The sequence below is a fragment of the Mycetohabitans endofungorum genome (genome assembly GCF_002927045.1).
GTDB classification, from domain to species: domain Bacteria; phylum Pseudomonadota; class Gammaproteobacteria; order Burkholderiales; family Burkholderiaceae; genus Mycetohabitans; species Mycetohabitans endofungorum.
This window is the reverse complement of sequence record NZ_PRDW01000003.1, coordinates 217,146-235,773: the sequence shown is the minus strand read 5'-3', so window position 1 is coordinate 235,773 and position 18,628 is coordinate 217,146. Positions and strand designations below refer to the sequence as shown.

15 protein-coding genes and 1 pseudogene are annotated in these 18,628 nt (G+C 61.2%); 6 read left to right on the top strand and 10 right to left on the bottom strand.

Annotated features, from left to right (window positions below):
* The first annotated feature begins 62 nt into the window (after window positions 1-62).
* From B0O95_RS04445 to B0O95_RS15350, 6 genes are all read left to right on the top strand, one after another.
* On the top strand, window positions 63-2,438 hold the full coding sequence (locus tag B0O95_RS04445) for an LPS-assembly protein LptD (protein ID WP_104076804.1): 2,376 nt from the start codon (window positions 63-65) through the stop codon (window positions 2,436-2,438).
* Between the two features lie 70 nt (window positions 2,439-2,508).
* Window positions 2,509-3,867, top strand: coding sequence for a peptidylprolyl isomerase (locus B0O95_RS04440; RefSeq protein WP_104076803.1), 1,359 nt, complete (start codon window positions 2,509-2,511; stop codon window positions 3,865-3,867).
* A gap of 17 nt (window positions 3,868-3,884) precedes the next feature.
* Window positions 3,885-4,892: a 4-hydroxythreonine-4-phosphate dehydrogenase PdxA gene (pdxA, locus tag B0O95_RS04435; RefSeq protein ID WP_370641790.1), complete on the top strand. Its 1,008-nt coding sequence runs from the start codon at window positions 3,885-3,887 to the stop codon at window positions 4,890-4,892.
* 83 nt (window positions 4,893-4,975) lie between these two features.
* Window positions 4,976-5,836, top strand: a complete 861-nt coding sequence (gene rsmA, locus B0O95_RS04430; protein WP_104076801.1) for a 16S rRNA (adenine(1518)-N(6)/adenine(1519)-N(6))-dimethyltransferase RsmA — start codon at window positions 4,976-4,978, stop codon at window positions 5,834-5,836.
* Window positions 5,808-6,269 carry a hypothetical protein gene (locus tag B0O95_RS04425; RefSeq protein ID WP_233203107.1) on the top strand — a complete coding sequence of 154 codons (462 nt, stop codon included), beginning with the start codon at window positions 5,808-5,810 and terminating at the stop codon, window positions 6,267-6,269. Before rsmA ends, B0O95_RS04425 begins: the two co-directional genes overlap by 29 nt.
* A 454-nt stretch (window positions 6,270-6,723) precedes the next feature.
* On the top strand, window positions 6,724-7,617 hold the full coding sequence (locus B0O95_RS15350) for a hypothetical protein (RefSeq protein ID WP_146063980.1): 894 nt from the start codon (window positions 6,724-6,726) through the stop codon (window positions 7,615-7,617).
* 369 nt (window positions 7,618-7,986) lie between these two features.
* Here the strand turns inward: B0O95_RS15350 and B0O95_RS16365 are convergent.
* The 10 genes and pseudogenes from B0O95_RS16365 to lnt form a co-directional block, all read right to left on the bottom strand.
* Window positions 7,987-8,386 (bottom strand): annotated as a pseudogene (locus B0O95_RS16365) (type II toxin-antitoxin system VapC family toxin).
* Window positions 8,383-8,586, bottom strand: a complete 204-nt coding sequence (locus B0O95_RS04415; RefSeq protein WP_233203123.1) for a type II toxin-antitoxin system Phd/YefM family antitoxin — start codon at window positions 8,584-8,586, stop codon at window positions 8,383-8,385. Before B0O95_RS04415 ends, B0O95_RS16365 begins: the two are co-directional and overlap by 4 nt.
* Window positions 8,587-8,932: 346 nt before the next feature.
* The gene (gloA, locus tag B0O95_RS04405) at window positions 8,933-9,322 is read right to left on the bottom strand and encodes a lactoylglutathione lyase (RefSeq protein WP_104076799.1); all 390 of its coding nucleotides are present in this window, start codon (window positions 9,320-9,322) and stop codon (window positions 8,933-8,935) included.
* 136 nt (window positions 9,323-9,458) lie between these two features.
* Window positions 9,459-10,352 (bottom strand): M48 family metallopeptidase, encoded by an 894-nt coding sequence (locus B0O95_RS04400; RefSeq protein ID WP_104076876.1) that lies wholly within the window; start codon window positions 10,350-10,352, stop codon window positions 9,459-9,461.
* A gap of 235 nt (window positions 10,353-10,587) precedes the next feature.
* Window positions 10,588-11,367, bottom strand: a complete 780-nt coding sequence (locus B0O95_RS04395; protein ID WP_104076798.1) for a lysophospholipid acyltransferase family protein — start codon at window positions 11,365-11,367, stop codon at window positions 10,588-10,590.
* Between the two features lie 43 nt (window positions 11,368-11,410).
* Window positions 11,411-11,962, bottom strand: a complete 552-nt coding sequence (gmhB, locus tag B0O95_RS04390) for a D-glycero-beta-D-manno-heptose 1,7-bisphosphate 7-phosphatase (RefSeq protein ID WP_104076797.1) — start codon at window positions 11,960-11,962, stop codon at window positions 11,411-11,413.
* 43 nt (window positions 11,963-12,005) lie between these two features.
* Complete coding sequence (gene glyS, locus B0O95_RS04385; protein ID WP_104076796.1) at window positions 12,006-14,108, bottom strand: glycine--tRNA ligase subunit beta; 2,103 nt, start codon at window positions 14,106-14,108, stop codon at window positions 12,006-12,008.
* A gap of 24 nt (window positions 14,109-14,132) precedes the next feature.
* A complete protein-coding gene (gene glyQ / locus B0O95_RS04380; protein ID WP_104076795.1) occupies window positions 14,133-15,146 on the bottom strand; it encodes a glycine--tRNA ligase subunit alpha in 1,014 nt (337 codons plus the stop codon).
* A gap of 282 nt (window positions 15,147-15,428) precedes the next feature.
* On the bottom strand, window positions 15,429-16,247 hold the full coding sequence (locus B0O95_RS04375; protein ID WP_104076875.1) for an AAC(3) family N-acetyltransferase: 819 nt from the start codon (window positions 16,245-16,247) through the stop codon (window positions 15,429-15,431).
* 714 nt (window positions 16,248-16,961) lie between these two features.
* The gene (lnt, locus tag B0O95_RS04370; protein ID WP_104076794.1) at window positions 16,962-18,611 is read right to left on the bottom strand and encodes an apolipoprotein N-acyltransferase; all 1,650 of its coding nucleotides are present in this window, start codon (window positions 18,609-18,611) and stop codon (window positions 16,962-16,964) included.
* Window positions 18,612-18,628 lie beyond the last annotated feature (17 nt).

Here is an 18,628-nt window from a genome sequence, read left to right as displayed (position 1 = left end):
TGCCGCGACGTTACCCGGGCGGCCGCTCATGCCGGGGCGGCGTCGCTTCGTCTACTGCATTCATGCCGCCAACACAGCTCGATCGAACGAATTTGCCACCCGTGCCCAATTCGCGACGCGTGCTTCGCCTGACGCACGTCGCCGCCGCATTGCTTGCGGTACCGGGATTCCTGCCAGCGCTTGCGCACGCGCAATTGACCGGTGTAGCCGCGCAGCCGACCCGGCTGGATGCGCCGTGGGGACTACGCGTCGCGCCGCAGCTCGAGGAGCATGCGCTGCCATCAGGCGCGTCGCCGGCAGTGTTCGGGTTGGGCGAGGTGGCCAGCGGCACTGCGGATCGCGACGCGTCGCTCGAGGGCAGTGCCGAGTTGCGCCGCTACACGTCCGTGATCAAGGCCGATTCGATTCACTACGACGTGGACACCGATCTGGTCGATGCGTTCGGCAATGTGCATATTGTTAACAACGGCAATGCGTTTGCGGGACCGGACGCGCACTTGAAGGTCGGCGCGTCTGAGGGCTACATCACGCGGCCGAAGTACCACTTCAACCTAACCGGTGGCTCTGGTGCCGCCGAGCGGATCGACATAATCGACGATGCGCGCTCGGTCGTGCACCGCGGCACGTATACCGGATGCCCATGCGACAGCGATCCGGCGTGGTACGTGCGTGCCACGCAGTTCGACATAGATACCGACGCCAACTTGGGCGTGGCGCACAATGGCGTGCTGTTCTTCCAGCGCGTGCCGATCTTTGCCAGCCCGTGGCTGTCGTTTCCTCTCTCGGGCGGGCGCCAGAGCGGCTTGCTGCCGCCGACCGGCACGATGAGCTCGACCACCGGCTTCGAGATGTCGCTGCCGTATTATTTCAATCTCGCGCCGAACTACGATCTGACGCTTACGCCCCGGATTATGTCGCGGCGTGGCGTGCTAATTGCGCCCAGCTTTCGCTACCTGTCGCCGACGTACTCGGGCAACCTCACCGTCGAGTACTTGCCGTATGACCGCATCACGCACACCAAGCGCTATGCGGTGTTTTTCAACCACAGCCAGAACTTCGGCAACGGCTTCGGCGGATATATCTACTACAACCGAGTGTCGGACAAGACCTATCCGGAGGATCTCGCGTCGGGCAACTCGTTCCTGCTCGGCATGCAGATGCTGTACCAGCAGGAAATCGGCTTGACTTACAACAGTGGTCCGTGGGCCGCACTGCTGCGCGAGCAGCATTGGCAGACGCTGCCCCCATCGACGGCGCCGTATGGCCGCGAACCCCAGTTGAACGTGAAATACAGCCGCTATAACGTCGGCGGCCTGGACTTTGGCGCCGAGGTTGACGCGACCCGCTTTTCGATCACCACGGCCGATGCGACCGAGGGCACGCGCTTCGTGTTCAACCCGTACGTCTCTTATCCGATCCTGCGCCCTGGCTACTTCTTCACGCCGAAGGTGCAGTGGCATTTCACGTCGTACGACCTATCCACGATCGGCGCGGACGCACCCGGCAGCCAGCCCAAGCGTTTCAACGTCAGCGTGCCGACGCTGAGCCTCGACTCCGGCCTAGTGTTTGACCGCAGCCTTCGCCTGTTTGGCCAGGACTACATCCAGACGCTGGAACCGCGCCTGTACTATGTGTATACGCCGTACCGGAACCAGCAGTTTGCGCCATTGTTCGATACCGCCGAGGCGGACTTTGGCCTGGCCGAGATCTTCACGGCGAACAGCTTCGTCGGCAATGACCGCGTCGCCGATGCAAACCGGCTGACTGCGGCGCTCACGTCGCGCTTCATCGACGCGGCGTCCGGCGACGAGCGGGCGCGCTTCGTGATCGCGCAGCAGTATTATTTCCGCAACCAGCGCGTGACATTCACGCCATCGCAACCGGTGTCGCAGGCCGCACACTCGGACGTGATCATCGGTTCGTCGTTCAAGCTCGGCGACGGCTTTGCGACCGAGCAGGCGTTCCAGTACAACCAGAACAACAATCAGCTGGTGCGCACGAACCTCGGGTTTTCATGGAGCCCGGCCGAGCGTCGCGTGCTGAACGCGGCGTACCGGTATACGCGCTCGAACACGACGCTGTCCTACGAGCCGATCAACCAGTTGGTGATCTCCGCGCAGTGGCCGCTTGCGCGACGCCTGTACGGCGTGGGCCGGGTGAATTACGACCTCGTCCGGCACCGCCTGGTCGACGCGTTGGCGGGCTTCGAGTACGATGCGCAATGCTGGTCATTCGGCATCGGGTTGCAGAAATACGCAAACGGCGTCAACAGTTCGAACCAGCCGTCCACCGGGACACGGATGCTCGCGCAACTGCAACTCAAGGGCTTTGCGACGATCGACAACGGGTTGGGGCCGCAATTCCGAGCGAGCGTGCCAGGTTACCAGCCGGTGCCGCCGCTGCCTGCGCCACAGGCCCGGTTCACTCACTATCAATGAGACAATGTCGGTGGGTGGCGGACGGTGTCCGGCCCGCGCCGGTTTTTACCTGAACGGAGTAATTGTGGGAATGATGAAGACGATACGCTCGGCACTTTTGCAGTACGTGCTTGCGCTATCCGCGCTCGGCGCGCTGGCGCCGCTCAACGGTGCGCACGCGCAAGCGTTGCCGTCGCATCAGACCGGACAGGAGGTGGATCGCATTGTCGCGGTCGTGAACAACGACGTGATCACGCGCCGCGAGCTTGACTTGCGCATGGAGCTGATCACACGCCGCCTGCAGCAGCAGAACGCGCCGTTGCCGTCGCCGGACCAGTTGCAGCTGCAGGTGCTGAATCAAATGGTTCTTGAGCGCATCCAGCTGCAGCGGGCCAAGGACGACGGCATCGTGATCGACGATGCGACGCTGCAACGCACGCTGACCCGGCTCGCGCAGGCGAACAACATGTCGCTCGACATGTACCGCGCACGACTGGAGGCCGAGGGCGTGCCCTGGTCGGTGTTCAGCGCCGATGCGCGCAACGAGCTGCTGCTCTCGAAGCTGCGCGAGAAGGAAGTGGACAGCCGGATCACCGTGTCGGATGCGGAAGTGGCCAACTATATTGCCAGCCAGCGCGGGCCGACGCAGCGCGTGCAGCAGGACCTGCGCTTTGAACATATCCTGATCAAGGCCGCGCTGAACGCGCCGCAGACTGAAATCGAGGCCGCGCGGCGAAAGGCATCGGATTTGCTCAAGCGCGCCCTGACGAACGAGGAATTCGCGCGGCTCGCGAAAGACAACTCACAGGCGCCCGATGCGTCCAACGGCGGCGACCTTGGATTCCGTTCGATGTCGGCGTTGCCCGAAGCGATGACGCAGGCGGCCTCGCAGCTGCGTCCGGGGCAGGTTAATCCAGAGGTGCTGCGCACGCCGGAAGGCTTCGAGATCGTGCGGCTCGTCGATCGCCGGGTGTCCAGCGGCACGGGCAGCGAAGCGCCGAAGCTCGTGCAAACGCATGCGCGACACATCCTGATCCGGGTCGGCGAAGGGCAGTCGGAGCCGGCGGCACGGCAGAAGCTGGTCGAACTGCGCGCGCAGATCGACGCAGGTGGCGACTTCGCGAATTTCGCCCGCACCTACTCGCAGGACGGTTCCGCATCGCAGGGAGGAGACCTGGGATGGATCAGCCCGGGCGAGACCGTGCCGGAATTCGAGCGGGCGATGAACAACCTGAAGGATGGCGAAATCAGCCAGCCGATCCGGACCGAGTACGGTTATCACCTGGTCCAGGTGATCGGCCGCCGCGAAGCGCAAGGCTCTGTTGCACAGCAACAGGAGATCGCGCGGCAGGCGATCGGCCAGCGCAAAGCCGAGCAGGCCTACGCAGACTGGCTGCGGCAGCTGCGTGACAGCTCGTATGTGCAGTACAAGTTGGACGGACCGGCCTGAGCCCCGCGGAGCAGAACGTGACGACACCCGTTCGCATTGCGATCACCACCGGCGAGCCGGCCGGCGTCGGTCCGGAGTTGACCGCGCAGGCATTTGCGCGCGAGGTCGGGCGCTGGCGCGGGGACGCGCATTTCACGGTGCTCGGCGATCGCCAGCTGCTGGCCGAGCGCGCGAAGCAGGCGGGCGTGGATTTTGCCGTGTGGTCGACCGGGGCGGGCGCCCCTGTCATGCTGCGCGATGTGCCGCTCGGCGCGCCGAGTGTGGCCGGCGTGCTGGATGCGGCAAACGGTCGCTATGTGCTCGCGCTGCTGGATGCGGCGATTGACGGCGCACTGGACGGCACGTTCGATGCCATTGTCACCGCGCCACTGCAAAAAAGCACGATCAACGATGCCGGCGTGCCGTTCACCGGCCATACAGAATACCTGGCTGAGCGTACCGGTACGCCACGCGTCGTGATGATGCTGTCCGGCACCGGCGAGCAGCCGCTGCGCGTGGCTCTTGCCACCACGCATCTGGCGCTTCGCGACGTGCCCGACGCGTTGAACATCGACGGGCTGGTCGACACGTTGGCAATCGTCGATCGTGACTTGCGCGCGCGTTTCGGCATCGCGTCGCCGCGTATCCTTGTCACGGGCCTCAATCCGCATGCGGGCGAGAACGGCTATTTGGGCCGCGAGGAAATTGACGTGATCGCACCGGCATTGCAGCGCGCGCGCGCATCTGGCATCGACGCACGCGGGCCGTATCCGGCCGATACGCTGTTCCAGCCGCGCTACCTGCGCGATGCCGATTGCGTGTTGGCGATGTACCACGACCAGGGCTTGCCGGTGCTCAAGTTTGCCACGTTCGGTGAGGGCATCAACGTCACGCTGGGACTGCCGATCGTGCGCACCTCCGTCGATCATGGCACGGCGCTCGACCTGGCGGGCACCGGCCGCGCCGATTGCGGCAGTTTGATTGCGGCGATCGATACCGCTGTGTCGATGGCTTGCCATCGACGGCACGCGGCGGCAGGCCGCTAACGCCGCGTAACCCGCTGAACGCGGCGGCGCGCCAGGCATCGCGCTGGCCGTCGCCATGCATCTGATTCGAAACGAGCTGCTTCATGAGTCATCGTCAGCACCAAGGCCACTTTGCGCGCAAGCGCTTTGGCCAGAATTTCCTTGTCGACACGGGCGTGATCGACGCAATCGTGGAGGCGATCCGTCCGCAACCCGCGGATCGGCTCGTGGAGATCGGCCCAGGCCTGGGCGCATTGACCGCGCCGCTACTCGAGCGCGTGCAAACATTGCATGCGGTCGAGCTTGATCGCGACCTGATCGCGCGGCTGCAGCAGCGTTTTGGCAGCCGGCTCGTGTTGCATGCAGGCGACGCGCTGGCGTTCGACTTCGCTTCACTGGCTGATTCGGCGCATATCGGCGCGTCGCTCCGTGTGGTCGGGAACCTGCCGTATAACATCTCGAGTCCGCTGTTGTTCCACCTCGCGTCGTTTGCCGATGATGTGATTGACCAGCACTTCATGCTGCAGGACGAAGTGGTTGAGCGGATGATTGCTGAGCCGGGGAGCAAGGACTACAGCCGCCTGACCGTGATGCTGCAGTATCGGTATGCGATCGACAAACTGATCGAGGTGCCGCCTGAGTCGTTCGAGCCGGCGCCGAAGGTGACCTCAGCGGTGGTGCGGATGATTCCGCGCGCCGCCGGCGATGTGCCGCCGGTCGATATCGTCCGCCTTGGCGAAGTTGTGACGGCCGCGTTTTCGCAGCGTCGCAAAATGTTGCGCAATACGCTGGCGGCCTATCGGAGTCGAGTCGATTTTGACGCGCTCGGTTTTGATCTCGCGCGTCGTGCCGAGGATGTGCCGGTGCTTGAGTACGTCGTGCTGGCACAGCAGGTTGACGCCGGTGCAGGCTCGATGGGTAGCGTGGGCGCGGCCGGTGCGTCGGATCCTCAATCGACGCGTTGACACGCTTGTCTGCCCGCTTCGTGCGGCGTGCCGTGACGGCCTGTCGAATGGCAGGGCCGAAGGCTCATTTCCACCCCAGGCTGAAAAGGAACAGCCAGCGCTGAATATGCAACTTATGCCATCGGTGGCACAGTCGTGGGAGGATTACGACAAGTCGCTGCCGTTCAAGCGGGTGCTGGTGGATAAAGTACTGACATCACTGAAGGACGTGAAGCAGGTGCAACTGGCACGTCTGGCGGTGACCTGCGAGTACACAAATCCTGACGAACCGCCGACGGCTCATGTGAGTGGGCTGCTTGATGAAAAGACGCATAAGGTGCTGTCCTGGGTAATTAACAAGAATCAAGATGAATGGAGGAAGATCGGTGTGCAGGTGCCGGTGGGCGTTAAGAAAGTGACCGAGGTGAAAGCCTCTGTTGACGATGCTGGTTGACGAGCGGATACTTCCTTTTCGCATCTGCAGTGCAAGGAGCGTTCCAATAACACAGATGGCACCGACAGCGGAATGGGGTTGGCTGTGACAGCCTATTCGGATTTTTCACCACAAAAATTAATAGGTTAAGGCAACGCGATTTGTGTCGTCTAAGAGGTTACATATACATAGGCTGTCAACGAGGTGAATTATGGTTAAATTTTATAGCCAGAAGTCCAGTCAACAGAAAAAGGCTAGGCGTCCGTATACCGAGCCAAATCCGAAGGAAATTTCGGAATATCTTTACGACGGTTCTCGAAAAATTTATACAAATAATCTCACAATTATGTTTTTAATAAATAAAGGTTGCCGCCTTGATGGTGACATGTCGGCAACATGGATTAAATTTTAATTATAGCGGCATTTATTGTCATGTTGCGCTTCCTGTCTTACAGTTATAAAAATGAGGTAAATAATGCCAAAAAAATTTTCTCAATCAAACCAGGCCAAAGCGAAGCTAAAGCGCCGGGATGATGTCTCTGACCAGCTTGATGATGAAGTTACTGAACCAGCTGTACCTGGTGCTCAGGCTGTTCAAAAATTTTTCTCAAACCGACGACATCCGGGCTTTTCTGAAGACACTGCGTCTTATGAAGAGAAGGGAGCGATCGGCGAGTTGACCGTTCGGCAAGAAGGTTCTTATGCCAATTTGTCGGAAGCGAAACTAAAGGAAAAAATTTTGAGTATAGATAAAAATTTAGAAGCAAATTCATTTGAATCTGCAACTTCATTTTTTAGGGCTATGACGGAAAATGAGTTTGAAATATTAAACGAATCTAACATTGAGGAAAGTAGTAGGGGTAATGGAAAAGGTTATTATGGATTGAGCAACGGTATAAGATATGTGTACGAGAATTACTTCAAAGATGATAATTCTCATTTGGTTGAATTTTATGTAAAAAATTTTGGCGGTGGCGAAGAAAAATCAAGTTTTTTGGATTTATTGAGGGAAAAGGTTGAATCCAATATAAAGGGGAGCGAAAATATCACTGAAGGGGAAAAAGGAAAAATAGATATCGGTGTAAATGTAAAGGCTGAGAATAGGGCGGTTTCAATTGGCTTGGGTCCCAAGGGAACCCAAGTTTCTATAAAAAACATACCCTTGAAAAAAGCTCAGCAAATTAACAAATCGGTTCACAATCATCTGGCTAGAGCTTTAAAAAATTTAATTGATGAAAATAAGGTGGGGTATCAGCTTATAGCAAGCCTTTCTACTCATGGGAATAAACCCATGACCTCTGGAAATCTGGGGAGAACAGCCAAGCGCTCGGCAAAGGGGCCTGAAGCGTCAGGTTCAGCAAGACTGTAAGAGAAAAATAGTCCGCCGGAAGATGCAGGCATATTGGCGATTTTGATGAGCATGGTCAAGCGCTTTGGTTAACAGTATTCAAGTGTTTCTGACAAACGTACCGTTGATTAGGGCGTTTGGAGGCATTTAAGTAGAAGTGTCAGCAACGTGTTGAGAATGGCTTTCACACTTTCTGTGACGTTTACGCTGCGATTCAGGCTTGGAACAACCTATTTCGCACAGTCTTATGCCTACCTGCCATTGTAAGTGGGAGACTGTGTTCGGACTTTCAGGGGACTGTTTCAGATCTAGCTGCGCGGAAAAACCGCAAAGTATCATGCGCGGGCGGCGCGAAGCGAGTTGATGGGTTGGCTGGACATGGCGCAACCCTTAACAGTCTACCTCAGACAAGCCGGATCGCGGGCTAGGGTGCTTTGCAATCATCGCATCATGCGTTACAAGCGGTACGCCTTCGGCAACGGCTTGCGCGATCAAAATCCGATCGAACGGATCGCGGTGGATGGGCGGTAGATGTTCGAGCTCCAACGCGTGCGCAGTCACGATCGGCAGTTCCTCATAGCCAACGTCAAGCAGGCTGCGACGCAGCACGCGCGGCTCGACCTGAAAATCGGCGCGGGCCAAGCCGCGTTTGGCCACAATCTCTCATAGGCTCGCGACGCTAAAAAGCGGCGTGCAGGCCGGATCATCGAGTAGCGCGCGCCGCGGCCGGCAGTTCGGGTGCGTCGGCGGCTGCCCACAGAATTAGGTGAGTATCCAAAAGCACCTTCATTCAGCGTTACCGTCAAACAATTGTTCAATGTCTGCGGCACCCATCGTGTCGAAGCCAGCCGGCACGCTAATCTGTCCCTTCAGAAAGCCAATTCGATTGCATCGAACAGGTGCCGGGAGTTCGAGCAGCACGACTTTGATCAGCGGCTTGCCGGCTTTGGCGATCACAAACGGTTCGCCGCCGTGCACCGCTTGATCAATGAGTCACGACAGGTGCGTCTTGGCGTCGTGAATGTTGTATGTGTGCATAATCACCTAATTAAACTAAGTTTAATGAGTTTGGTTTAATTAGGCGATTAAGTTGCGTCAACCACCTGCGGGAATTGATCCATGAGCATTTGGCGAACTTCGTCGGCTCGTGCCGCTTCGCGTTCAACAAGGCGCTGGCGTTGCTTTTGCGGTTGGTCAACGATACACGATGCCGACGACGGCCCGAGCGTCTACTCGGTCACATGGATGGTGCCTGTCAGACCCGCCACCACCAGCAACGCGATGGCGAAGGCATCAAGCGGCTTGCGGACTGACGCGGCGGTAACAGCCATCTGGATTAAGGACGTTTTTTCTCGATGAACTCGATTTTGTAGCCATCTGGATCCTCGACGAAGGCGATCACCGTGGTGCCATGCTTCATCGGGCCTGCCTCGCGCGTGACCTTGCCGCCCTTGGCGCGCACTGCGTCGCATGCCTCGCGTGCGTTGTCCACGGCAATCGCCAGATGGCCAAAGCCAGTGCCCGGCTCATAGGCCGAAGTGTCCCAATTATGGGTCAACTCGATTACCGTATGGTCGTCCTCGTTGCCGTAGCCAACGAACGCAAGCGTGAAGCGGCCTTCCGGATAGTCATGCTTGCGCAGCAACTGCATGCCCAGCACGTTCGTGTAGAAGTCCAGCGATCGCTCCAGGTTGCCGACTCGAAGCATCGTATGAAGAAGGCGCATGACGGAATCCTTGAAATGTCGAGGAGGTTGCGGGGGCACAATAACAGCGCCATACGACTGGCACGGCGCGATACGGCGGAGATTTTAACCCGTGCAGCACGGCTTTGCGCGATGCGGCTAAACGCGCTGGTGAGCCTCACAGCGTGGGCAGCAGCTCCAGCGGATGGTTCTTTAGCGAGCTACGCGCCTCGCGGAATTCCGGGAAGATCGATGCGACCGTATCCCAGAAACGCGAACTGTGGTTCATTTCACGCAAATGCGCAAGTTCGTGCGCGACGACATAGTCGACGATCGACAGCGGAAAATGAATCAAGCGCCAGTTCAGCCGGATTTTGCCGTCGCTCGAGCAGCTCCCCCAACGGGTTGCCGCCGATGACAGCGCGTACGCGCTATGTCGCACGCCGAGGCGTTGCGCATAGAGATCGAGTCGCTCGCCGAACAGGCGTCGGGCTTCCTGCTGCAGCCAGCCTTGTACACGATCCTTGATCTGCTGCGCGTGCGCATCCGGCGGCAAGCCCAGCTCGAGCACGGCCCGTTCGGGGTCATGCCACAGTGTGCCGCTTGACGACGTGACGGCGACAGTCAACGGCTTGCCCAAGTAGGGCAAGCTCACTCCATCAGTCCAGACGATCCGCGGCAGCGCGCGTTGTTCCGTGCGCGTTTGCCACTCGGCCAGCTTGGCGAAGATCCAGCGCTGTTTGTCGGCAAGCGCCGCCTCGATATCGGTCAGCGTGGTCCAGCGTGGTGCGGTGACGGCCAGTCCGTTGCCGTCGATCGAGAATCCGATGGTGCGTCGCGCGGAACGCTTGAGCCGATAATCGAGCCGGTGCGAACCGAGGTACACGCAGCGCAGCTGGCTGCCGTCTGGCAGCTGAGCCTCGTTGCGCGGCATGGCGCCCGTTGGCAGTGATGGCGCTGGTGTCACGCTTGACGGGCCGGAAGACGGGCTCAACGGTGGCAACAGCGTGGCAAGCGGCTCCACTGGCTCCACCGGCGGTAACGAGGGCAACGGCGTCGACGGTGGCTGCATCGATTCGGCGCCGGGCCGGGGCGAGCAGGCGTCGCTGGCGGGCGCCGCCACACAGTTGGGCCATGGCCTGGCCGGGACTTCGACGAATAGGCCCGGCAACGCGTTGCCGCTGTCGAACAGCGGCAGGTCGAGTTGACTCGAATCGAGCGCCGTGCGGCGCGGCAAGGGCGCGTGAGCCATGGCTATCGGGTTCGATTGGGTGTCGCTGCGCGGGTCGCTGCGTATCGGAGCGCGTTCAGACCGCGTCGGACGACGACGCGCGTTTGGCATACACCGGCGTTTCGTCCTGCGCAGGATACGCATGCGGATCGATGCGGCGCATCTCAGTTTCGATCCATTCCTCGACGCGCGCCATGACTTCGTCAGCGTTCAGGTTGCGGGTGTCGATGGGCTTGCCGATCGACACTGTGACTATACCCGGAAATTTGAGAAAGGAGTTGCGCGGCCACACGTGTCCGGCATTGTGCGCTATCGGCACCACGGGCACCCCGGCAGCGACCGCGAAGCGCGTGCCGCCGGTCTTATACTTGCCACGCTTGCCCACCGGCACCCGTGTGCCTTCCGGGAACATGATCACCCATGAGCCCTCTGCCATCCGTTCCTTGCCCTGCCGAATTACCGACTTGAACGCGCTGTGCCCCTTGTTGCGATCGATGTGCACCATCTTCAGCATTCCGAGGGCCCAGCCAAAAAATGGCACGTACAGCAGCTCGCGCTTGAAGACATAGCACAACGGACGCGGCATGATTGCCGGGAAGGCCAGCGTTTCCCACGCAGACTGGTGCTTGGGCAGCAGCACGGCCGGGCCGTCGGGCAGGTTGTCCAGGCCTTCGATGCGCCAACTCGCGCCGACCAGGTGCCGCAGCGTCCACAGCGTCGAGCGGCACCAGCCGACGGCCATCCGATAGCGCTGGTGTGCGTTCAGGAACGGGAAAACAATGAAGCAGGCGCATGCATACGGGATCGTATAAACGATCAAGTATATGAAGAACAGCGTCGAGCGAATCACGTGCATGATGGTTCAGTACAAGGCCTTAGGCGATGCGGGGCGCGTTAGCTCAGTCGGCCTCGGCGGCAAGGAAGTCGAGCGCGAACGCATGCAAGTCCGAATAGACTGTCGTGCCCGCCGGCAATTGGCCCGCGTCCAGCGTTTTCTGGCCCTTGCCGGTCAGCACCAGGTGACAGCTGAATCCCAGCGCTGCACCGGCTTGCAGGTCGCGCAGCGAATCGCCGACCACCGGCGTGCTGGCGACATCGATCTCGAAGCGCCGGATGATCTGCGCGAGCAGGCCAGGTTTTGGTTTGCGGCAATCGCAATGGTCGGCGGGCGTATGCGGACAGAAGAAGATGGCGTCGATCCGCCCGCCCAGCGCCGCCAGCTTGCGGTGCATTTTCTCGTGTATCTCGTTGAGCGTGGCCATGTCGAACAGGCCGCGACCGATGCCCGACTGGTTGCTCGCGATTACGACGCGGTAGCCTGCCTGGTTCAGCCGCGCGATCGCCTCAAGGCTGCCCGGGATCGGGACCCACTCGTCGGGTGACTTGATGAACGCGTCGGAGTCCTGGTTGACGACGCCGTCACGATCGAGAATCACGAGTTTCTTTTGCATCGTCAATTCACGCCGTTTGCCGGGAAAGAGAATCGGCCGTCACTCATGCCGCGAGCTTCGAGATATCGGCCACGCAGTTCATCTGCTCGTGCAGCCGCGCCAACAAGCCCAGTCGGTTCGCCCGCAATGCCGCATCGTCGGCATTGACCATTACGTCGTTAAAGAACGTATCGACCGCGTCGCGCAACGAGGCGAGCGCCGACAGCGCGCCTGTGTAGTCGCGTGAGCTCAGCCGGCCCTGCACGGTCGGCGTGACGTTGTGCAACTGCTCGAACAGCGCGCGTTCCGCCGGCTCCACCAACAGTTTTGTCTCGACGTGCTGGGCCGCGCCGTCGGATTTCTTCAGGATGTTCGTGATCCGCTTGTTGGCCGCCGCCAGCGATGCTGCCTCGGGCAACGCGGCAAATTCGCGTACCGCATCGAGTCGGCCGGTGATGTCGTCAATGCGGGTCGGGTTCTGGCTCAGTACCGCGTCCACCTCGTTCGCGTCGTAGCCGCGCTCGCGCAACAAACCGCGTAGCCGGTCGATGAAGAAGCCGTACAACGCGCTGGTGGGATCGGCTACCTGCGGCTGGGCCGAAAATTGCGCATACGCATGCCGCAACAAGTCCATCAGGTCCAGCGGCAGCTGCTTTTCGAGCACGATGCGCAGCACGCCGAGCGCGTGTCGGCGCAGCGCGAACGGATCCTTCTCGCCGGTCGGCTGCAGGCCGATGCCCCAGATGCCCACCAGCGTCTCGAGCTTATCGGCGAGCGCGACCGCGGTGCTAATCGCGGTGGATGGTAGCTCGTCGCCGGCAAAGCGCGGTCGGTAGTGCTCCGAGCACGCCAGCGCGACATCGTCGGGCTCGCCGTCGTGACGCGCGTAGTAGGTGCCCATCGTGCCCTGCAATTCTGGGAACTCGCCCACCATGTCGGTGAGCAGGTCCGCCTTAGCCAGCCGTGCGGCGCGCGCTGCCCGCTGCGCATCGACGCCGACGCCGGGCGCGATCACCGCCGCCAGCGCCTCGAGCCGCTCGACGCGCTGCAATTGGGAGCCCAGCTTGTTGTGGTACACGACATTGGCCAGCAGCGGCACGCGTTGCTCGAGCGTCTTTTTCTGGTCCTGCTCGAAGAAGAACTTCGCGTCGGCCAGCCGCGGGCGCACGACGCGCTCGTTGCCCAGCACGATTTGCTGCGGCGTGTGGGTTTGCACGTTCGACACGATCAGGAAGCGTGACCGCAACTTGCCGCTGGCGTCGGTCAGCGCGAAATACTTCTGGTTCGTCTGCATCGTTAGGATCAGGCATTCCTGAGGCACCTGCAGGAACGCGTCATCGAAACGGCATTCGTAGACGATCGGCCATTCGACCAGCGCATTGACTTCGTCGAGCAGCGCTTCGGGCATCAGTACGTGGTCCGCGCCTGCATGCTCGATCAATTGCGCGCGGATTGCCTCCTTGCGTGCCCGCATGCTGGCGATGACCTTGCCGCGCTGCTCGAGCGTGCGCGCATAGTCGTCTGCATGCAGGATCGCGACGTGACCCTCGGACAGAAACCGGTGGCCGAGCGTGACCGCGTCCGCATCCAATCCGAGCGCCGTGACTGGCACGATACGGTTCGCGTGCATCGCAACGAGCCGGTGCGCCGGGCGCACGAACTGCACGCTCGTGCCGTCCGGCCGCTGGTACGTCATGACCTTCGGGATCGGCAGCTTGGCGAGGGTTTCGTCTAGTGCGGCCTGTAGACCGTCTTCCAATGTCACGCCCGGTGCGGCGTAATTCAGGAAGAACGCCTCGGTCTTGCCGTCCATCGCGCGCTCCAGTTGCGTGAGCGGCATGTCCGGAAAGCCCAGCGCGGCAAGTTTTTTGGCTAGCGGCGCGCTGGGCTGCCCGTTGGCGTTGAGTGCCACGGAAACGGGAAGTACTTTTTCGCGCACCTGGCGCTGCGGCGCCACTGCGCGCACGTTGCGGATCGCGACCGCCAGCCGACGCGGCGTGCCGAACGGCTCGAATGAAGGCGAGCCGCCGTCAGCGACGTCGATCAGGTCGCGCGCGGCGAGCCGTTCGACCAGGCCGTTGGCAAAGGTATTGGACAAGCGGGCGAGCGCCTTCGGCGGTAGCTCCTCGGTCAGCAGTTCGACGAGCAGGGTGGATGGTTGACTCATTGGGATGGCTTCTCTTCTGTCGTCTCAGGCGTCGTCTTCGAGATTGCGCTCGACCTTCAGCGGCGGCACCCAATCGGGTCGGGCGGCTTCTTGCTGAGCGGTGACGGTGCCGCGCGCATGCGCGCCGGCCACCTCGCCTAGCATCGGAAAGCCGAGGGCTTCCCGCGAATCGTAGTACGCCTGTGCAACCAGCCGCGACAGCGCGCGAATGCGGCCAATGTACGCGGCGCGCTCAGTCACGGAGATCGCCCCGCGAGCATCGAGCAGGTTGAATGTATGCGCGGCCTTCAGGATCAACTCGTAGGCCGGCAGCGCGAGCCGTTGTTCGATGATGCGCCGGGCCTCGCTCTCATACGCGTTGAAGAACGTGAACAGCAGCTCGGCGTTCGCTTGCTCGAAGTTGTACGTCGACTGCTCGACCTCGTTCTGGTGAAATACGTCGCCGTAGGTCAGTCGGCGCAGCACCTTGCCGGCCGGGCCGTCCTCTTCCCATTCGGTCCATACCAGATCGAACACGTTCTCGACCTGCTGCAGATACATGGCCAAGCGCTCGATGCCGTACGTGATTTCGCCGAGCACCGGCTTGCAATCGAGCCCGCCGACTTGCTGGAAGTACGTGAACTGCGTGACCTCCATGCCGTTGAGCCACACCTCCCACCCCAGGCCCCAAGCGCCCAGCGTCGGGTTCTCCCAGTCATCTTCAACAAAGCGCACATCGTTCTGCTTCAGGTCCAGTCCGAGCGCCTGCAACGAGCCCAAGTACAGGTCCAAGATATTCTCCGGCGCCGGCTTGAGGACCACTTGGTACTGGTAGTAGTGCTGCATCCGGTTTGGATTCTCGCCGTAGCGGCCATCCTTGGGACGCCGCGACGGCTGCACATAGGCAGCGCGCCACGGCTCGGGACCAATCGCGCGCAGGAACGTCGCGGTGTGCGACGTGCCGGCGCCGACTTCCATGTCGTACGGTTGCAGGAGCGCGCAGCCCTGTCTGTCCCAGTAGGACTGCAGGGTCAGGATAATTTGCTGGAACGTGAGCATGAAATGCCTTTCAGGCGAAGCGTCTGGACGTGCGCACCGGCACACGCCGCCGCCTCGGGGCAAGAAAAGTGCTAAAGGGGGAGATTTTAGCGGAAAAGGGCGCAGGACCGGTCGCGTTCGCGCGTACCGTGGTCGCCGTTGATGCCGGCGAAACGAAGTTTGCACTCGCCGGCATCCAACCGATGCGCGCCAGCAGGGTACCGCAGCCGACCACGCAGCCGATCAATGTGACAGCCACGCCCGCGGGCACCCCCGCGGCGCGGGACAGGGTACGTAGGCCGATCAGGCCGGAGGGAGCTGGCCTCTCCAAGTGTGGATCGCAAAGTCGACCGCCTCACGACCAGAGAAGAGCATGCTGCGCGCATTCCCTACGCTGAACGTCTTGACTGCCCCACGGTCTTTCATCGCCCGGCCCACCGGTAGGAAGTGCTCGGAGTCAAGGAGGGCAGGGGCCTCGTAAACTGCCCATCGCCTGATACCGTTTTCGAGGATCGGCGAGCCTTCCCGCGTTTTTGGTCTGTTCGGCCAAGCCCGTTGCTCCGCTAGGTGGAGCAACGTACAAACGTCGAAGTCTACGCCCAGAAGGAGAACGAAGGCGCCTTCGTCGTAGAGCTTGGCCAATGGTGACCTTTCACCAAGCGGGCTCTCGAGCGCATGGTCGGCTGTGATCTGATCGGCTCGCGGCCCGATTGCAGCAAACGAGCAGGTAGGGTGCAGGCTGCGGCGGGCGCCGGGCCAAGTACGAAACAGTTCAGCCACGGCGCCCATGTTGCGAGTCGGAGTGGTCGCCGGATCGTACGCCGGCATTTCCTCGCGAAGGGTCTCGACCCAGCTGGACGGCACAGGCGGCGCTTCCCATTCTGCGGGATCGGTCAAATGGGCGGTGTGTGTTGGCATGACCAGCGTCCCATTAGGCCCGACGCAGTCCATTAGCGCTTGAATGACGGCCACGGCTCCTCCGGCGACCCACCCAAGCGAGCTGAGGGACGAATGCACGAGGATTGTGCTACCTGCCGTCACGCCACCTTCCGCGAGTTGCCGGGCGAGACTCGATCGGGTTCGCGGCACAGGGGTTTTTAGGATGAGGTTATGTTCGGTCATCACTGTATTCGGCAATCGAGGCGCGTCCTGGAGCACAGGCTGTTGGCTAAGGGGTTCATGCGTGTCCGGCCTGGACTGCGCGCGTACTTGAGACACCAGCGCGCCCAACGGCAATGCGAGTACGCTCTTGAAGACAGATGACGTGAACCCGCGGCGGCCACCGCAAAAGAAAGGTCGTTTCATGCTCGGCTCCTGTGTGGTTGTTAGTCCAACGGCACGACAATCTTATCTTGTCGCGATACCTGGCACCAAATATCGCGCGAGCTGTGGCAAGACTTGTTTCTGGCTCATGCCGGCGCATGGGGCCGTGCCAGCGCCACTGCGCCATCGGCGTCTGGGACCCGGCTTCTGCATCGCGCCTACCCACCGTTCCATTTTTGTTTCCCGAAAAGAATAGGTTTTTCTCAAAAGGTGGTTGCCGCGCGTTAGAACGTGGCCAACCTGGTCGGCGGCGGGGCGACGAAAACGTCCTGCCACTATGGCCCGCTAGTTGCTGCGCGGGAAGCGAGGGGGTGACCTATCAGTCTAGCCGACGCACAAATCGCGGCGATTTGCCGATGCCACGACGCATCCTTGGCGACCCGTAACGGACGAGATTTTGAAGCCACCGGCCTAGAAGCCGTCGATCCGTGGCATGCGACATAAGCAGCGCACCCAGTCACGGTCAACGTCACGACAATTTGTCCAACAACGCCGCGGGGAGAAGCGGCGTGCCTATTCGCATGTGCGGCCAGCGCGGGCGCCGCGTCCCATTCTAAACCCGATCGCCAGCCCGACCAGCGACATGACTAATACGGTTAGATTGCCGGCGACAATGTAGGGCGTCATGCCACTGCGACCTTGCACGCGTACGTCGAGGGCGCCCATGGTGAAGCGGTGCAACTGGGCCTTAACCGAGCCGTCTGCATCGATCATCGCGGTGGCGCCGGTGTTGGTGGCGCGCAGCATCGGCCGCCCGGTCTCGAGCGAGCGCATCCGTGCAATCTGTAGGTGCTGGTCCAGTGCGATCGTATTGCCGAACCAGCCGAGGTTCGTCGAGTTGACCAGCACGCTGGCTGGGTGTGACTGGCCGCGCAGCGTGCGGGCAATCTCTTCGCCGAAAATGTCCTCATAGCAGATATTCGGCGCGATCGACTGTCCGTGCACGATGAACGGTGGTTGTATTGCGCCGCCACGCGAGAAATCGCCCAATGGCATCTTCATCATGTCGACGAACCACCGGAAGCCCCACGGGACGAACTCGCCGAACGGTACCAAATGATGCTTGTCGTACCGGTACAGGCCCGACGATCCCGGCGTGATCCCATACAGCGCATTGGTAAAATCCTTCGGCCCGTTTTTGGTCATCGTGGCACCGACCGCACCGAACAGGACCGACGTGTGCGTGGCGTCCACGAAGCGCCGTACCGCCGTGCCGAACTCGGGCGGCGCCTCATGCAGCGGCAACGGGATGCCGGTTTCGGGCGTCACAACCAGATCGGTCGGCTTTTCCGTGATGAGCTGCTGGTACAGTGCAATGGCGTGACGCACGCCAATCGGGCCGAATTTCATGCTCTGTTCGACGTTGCCTTGAAGCAGGCGCACCGACAGTGCGGGCCCGCTCGGCTGAGTCCACGTCACGCGCGAGAGCAGCATGCCGCCAACGAGCAGCCCTGCCGCGGCGGCGGCGGGCACGAGCCACGTGGCCACGCCGCGTCCACCGCCAATACGCATGGCTGCCTGTACGATCAACGCGCCGACGAGCGCGAGGACCCAGCCGACCCCGTAGACGCCGACGAGCGGAGCGAAACCGGCTAGCGGACCGTCAACTTGCGCGTATCCACTGGCGAGCCACGGAAAGCCAGTGAAGACGGTCCCGCGCAACCATTCGCCCAATGCCCACGCGCAGGCGAACGCCACGCTCGCTTGCCAACTGGGCGTCAACGTCGTGCGTTGTCCGCGCGGCGCGCAGCACATATGCCATAGTCCGGCCGAAAACGCTGGATAAAGGGCTAGATAGAGCGCGAACAGCACGACGGCGGCACCGGCCATGAGCGCGGGCATGTCGCCATAGAAGTGCATGCTCACATATAACCACCACACCCCGCTGACGAACTGACCAAAACCGAATGCGCCACCGGTCAGCAACGCGCCGCGCAGCGTGCGGGTACGCGATACAAGCCAGAACGCACAGGCGAAGATCGCCAACTCAAGCCAGCCGCCGTGTAGCGTGGGCGCGAATGCAAGCGTATTCAGCGCGCCGAGTGTGCCCGCCAGCGTCAAGTGCAGCCCCGTCGCACGACGGCTGCGCGAGGTGGGTTGTGACGGCGGGAAACCAGACGAGGCAGCGCGCGGCACGGGATCGGCGATCGGCTTATCGACCATCTGTCGGTATAGGAAAG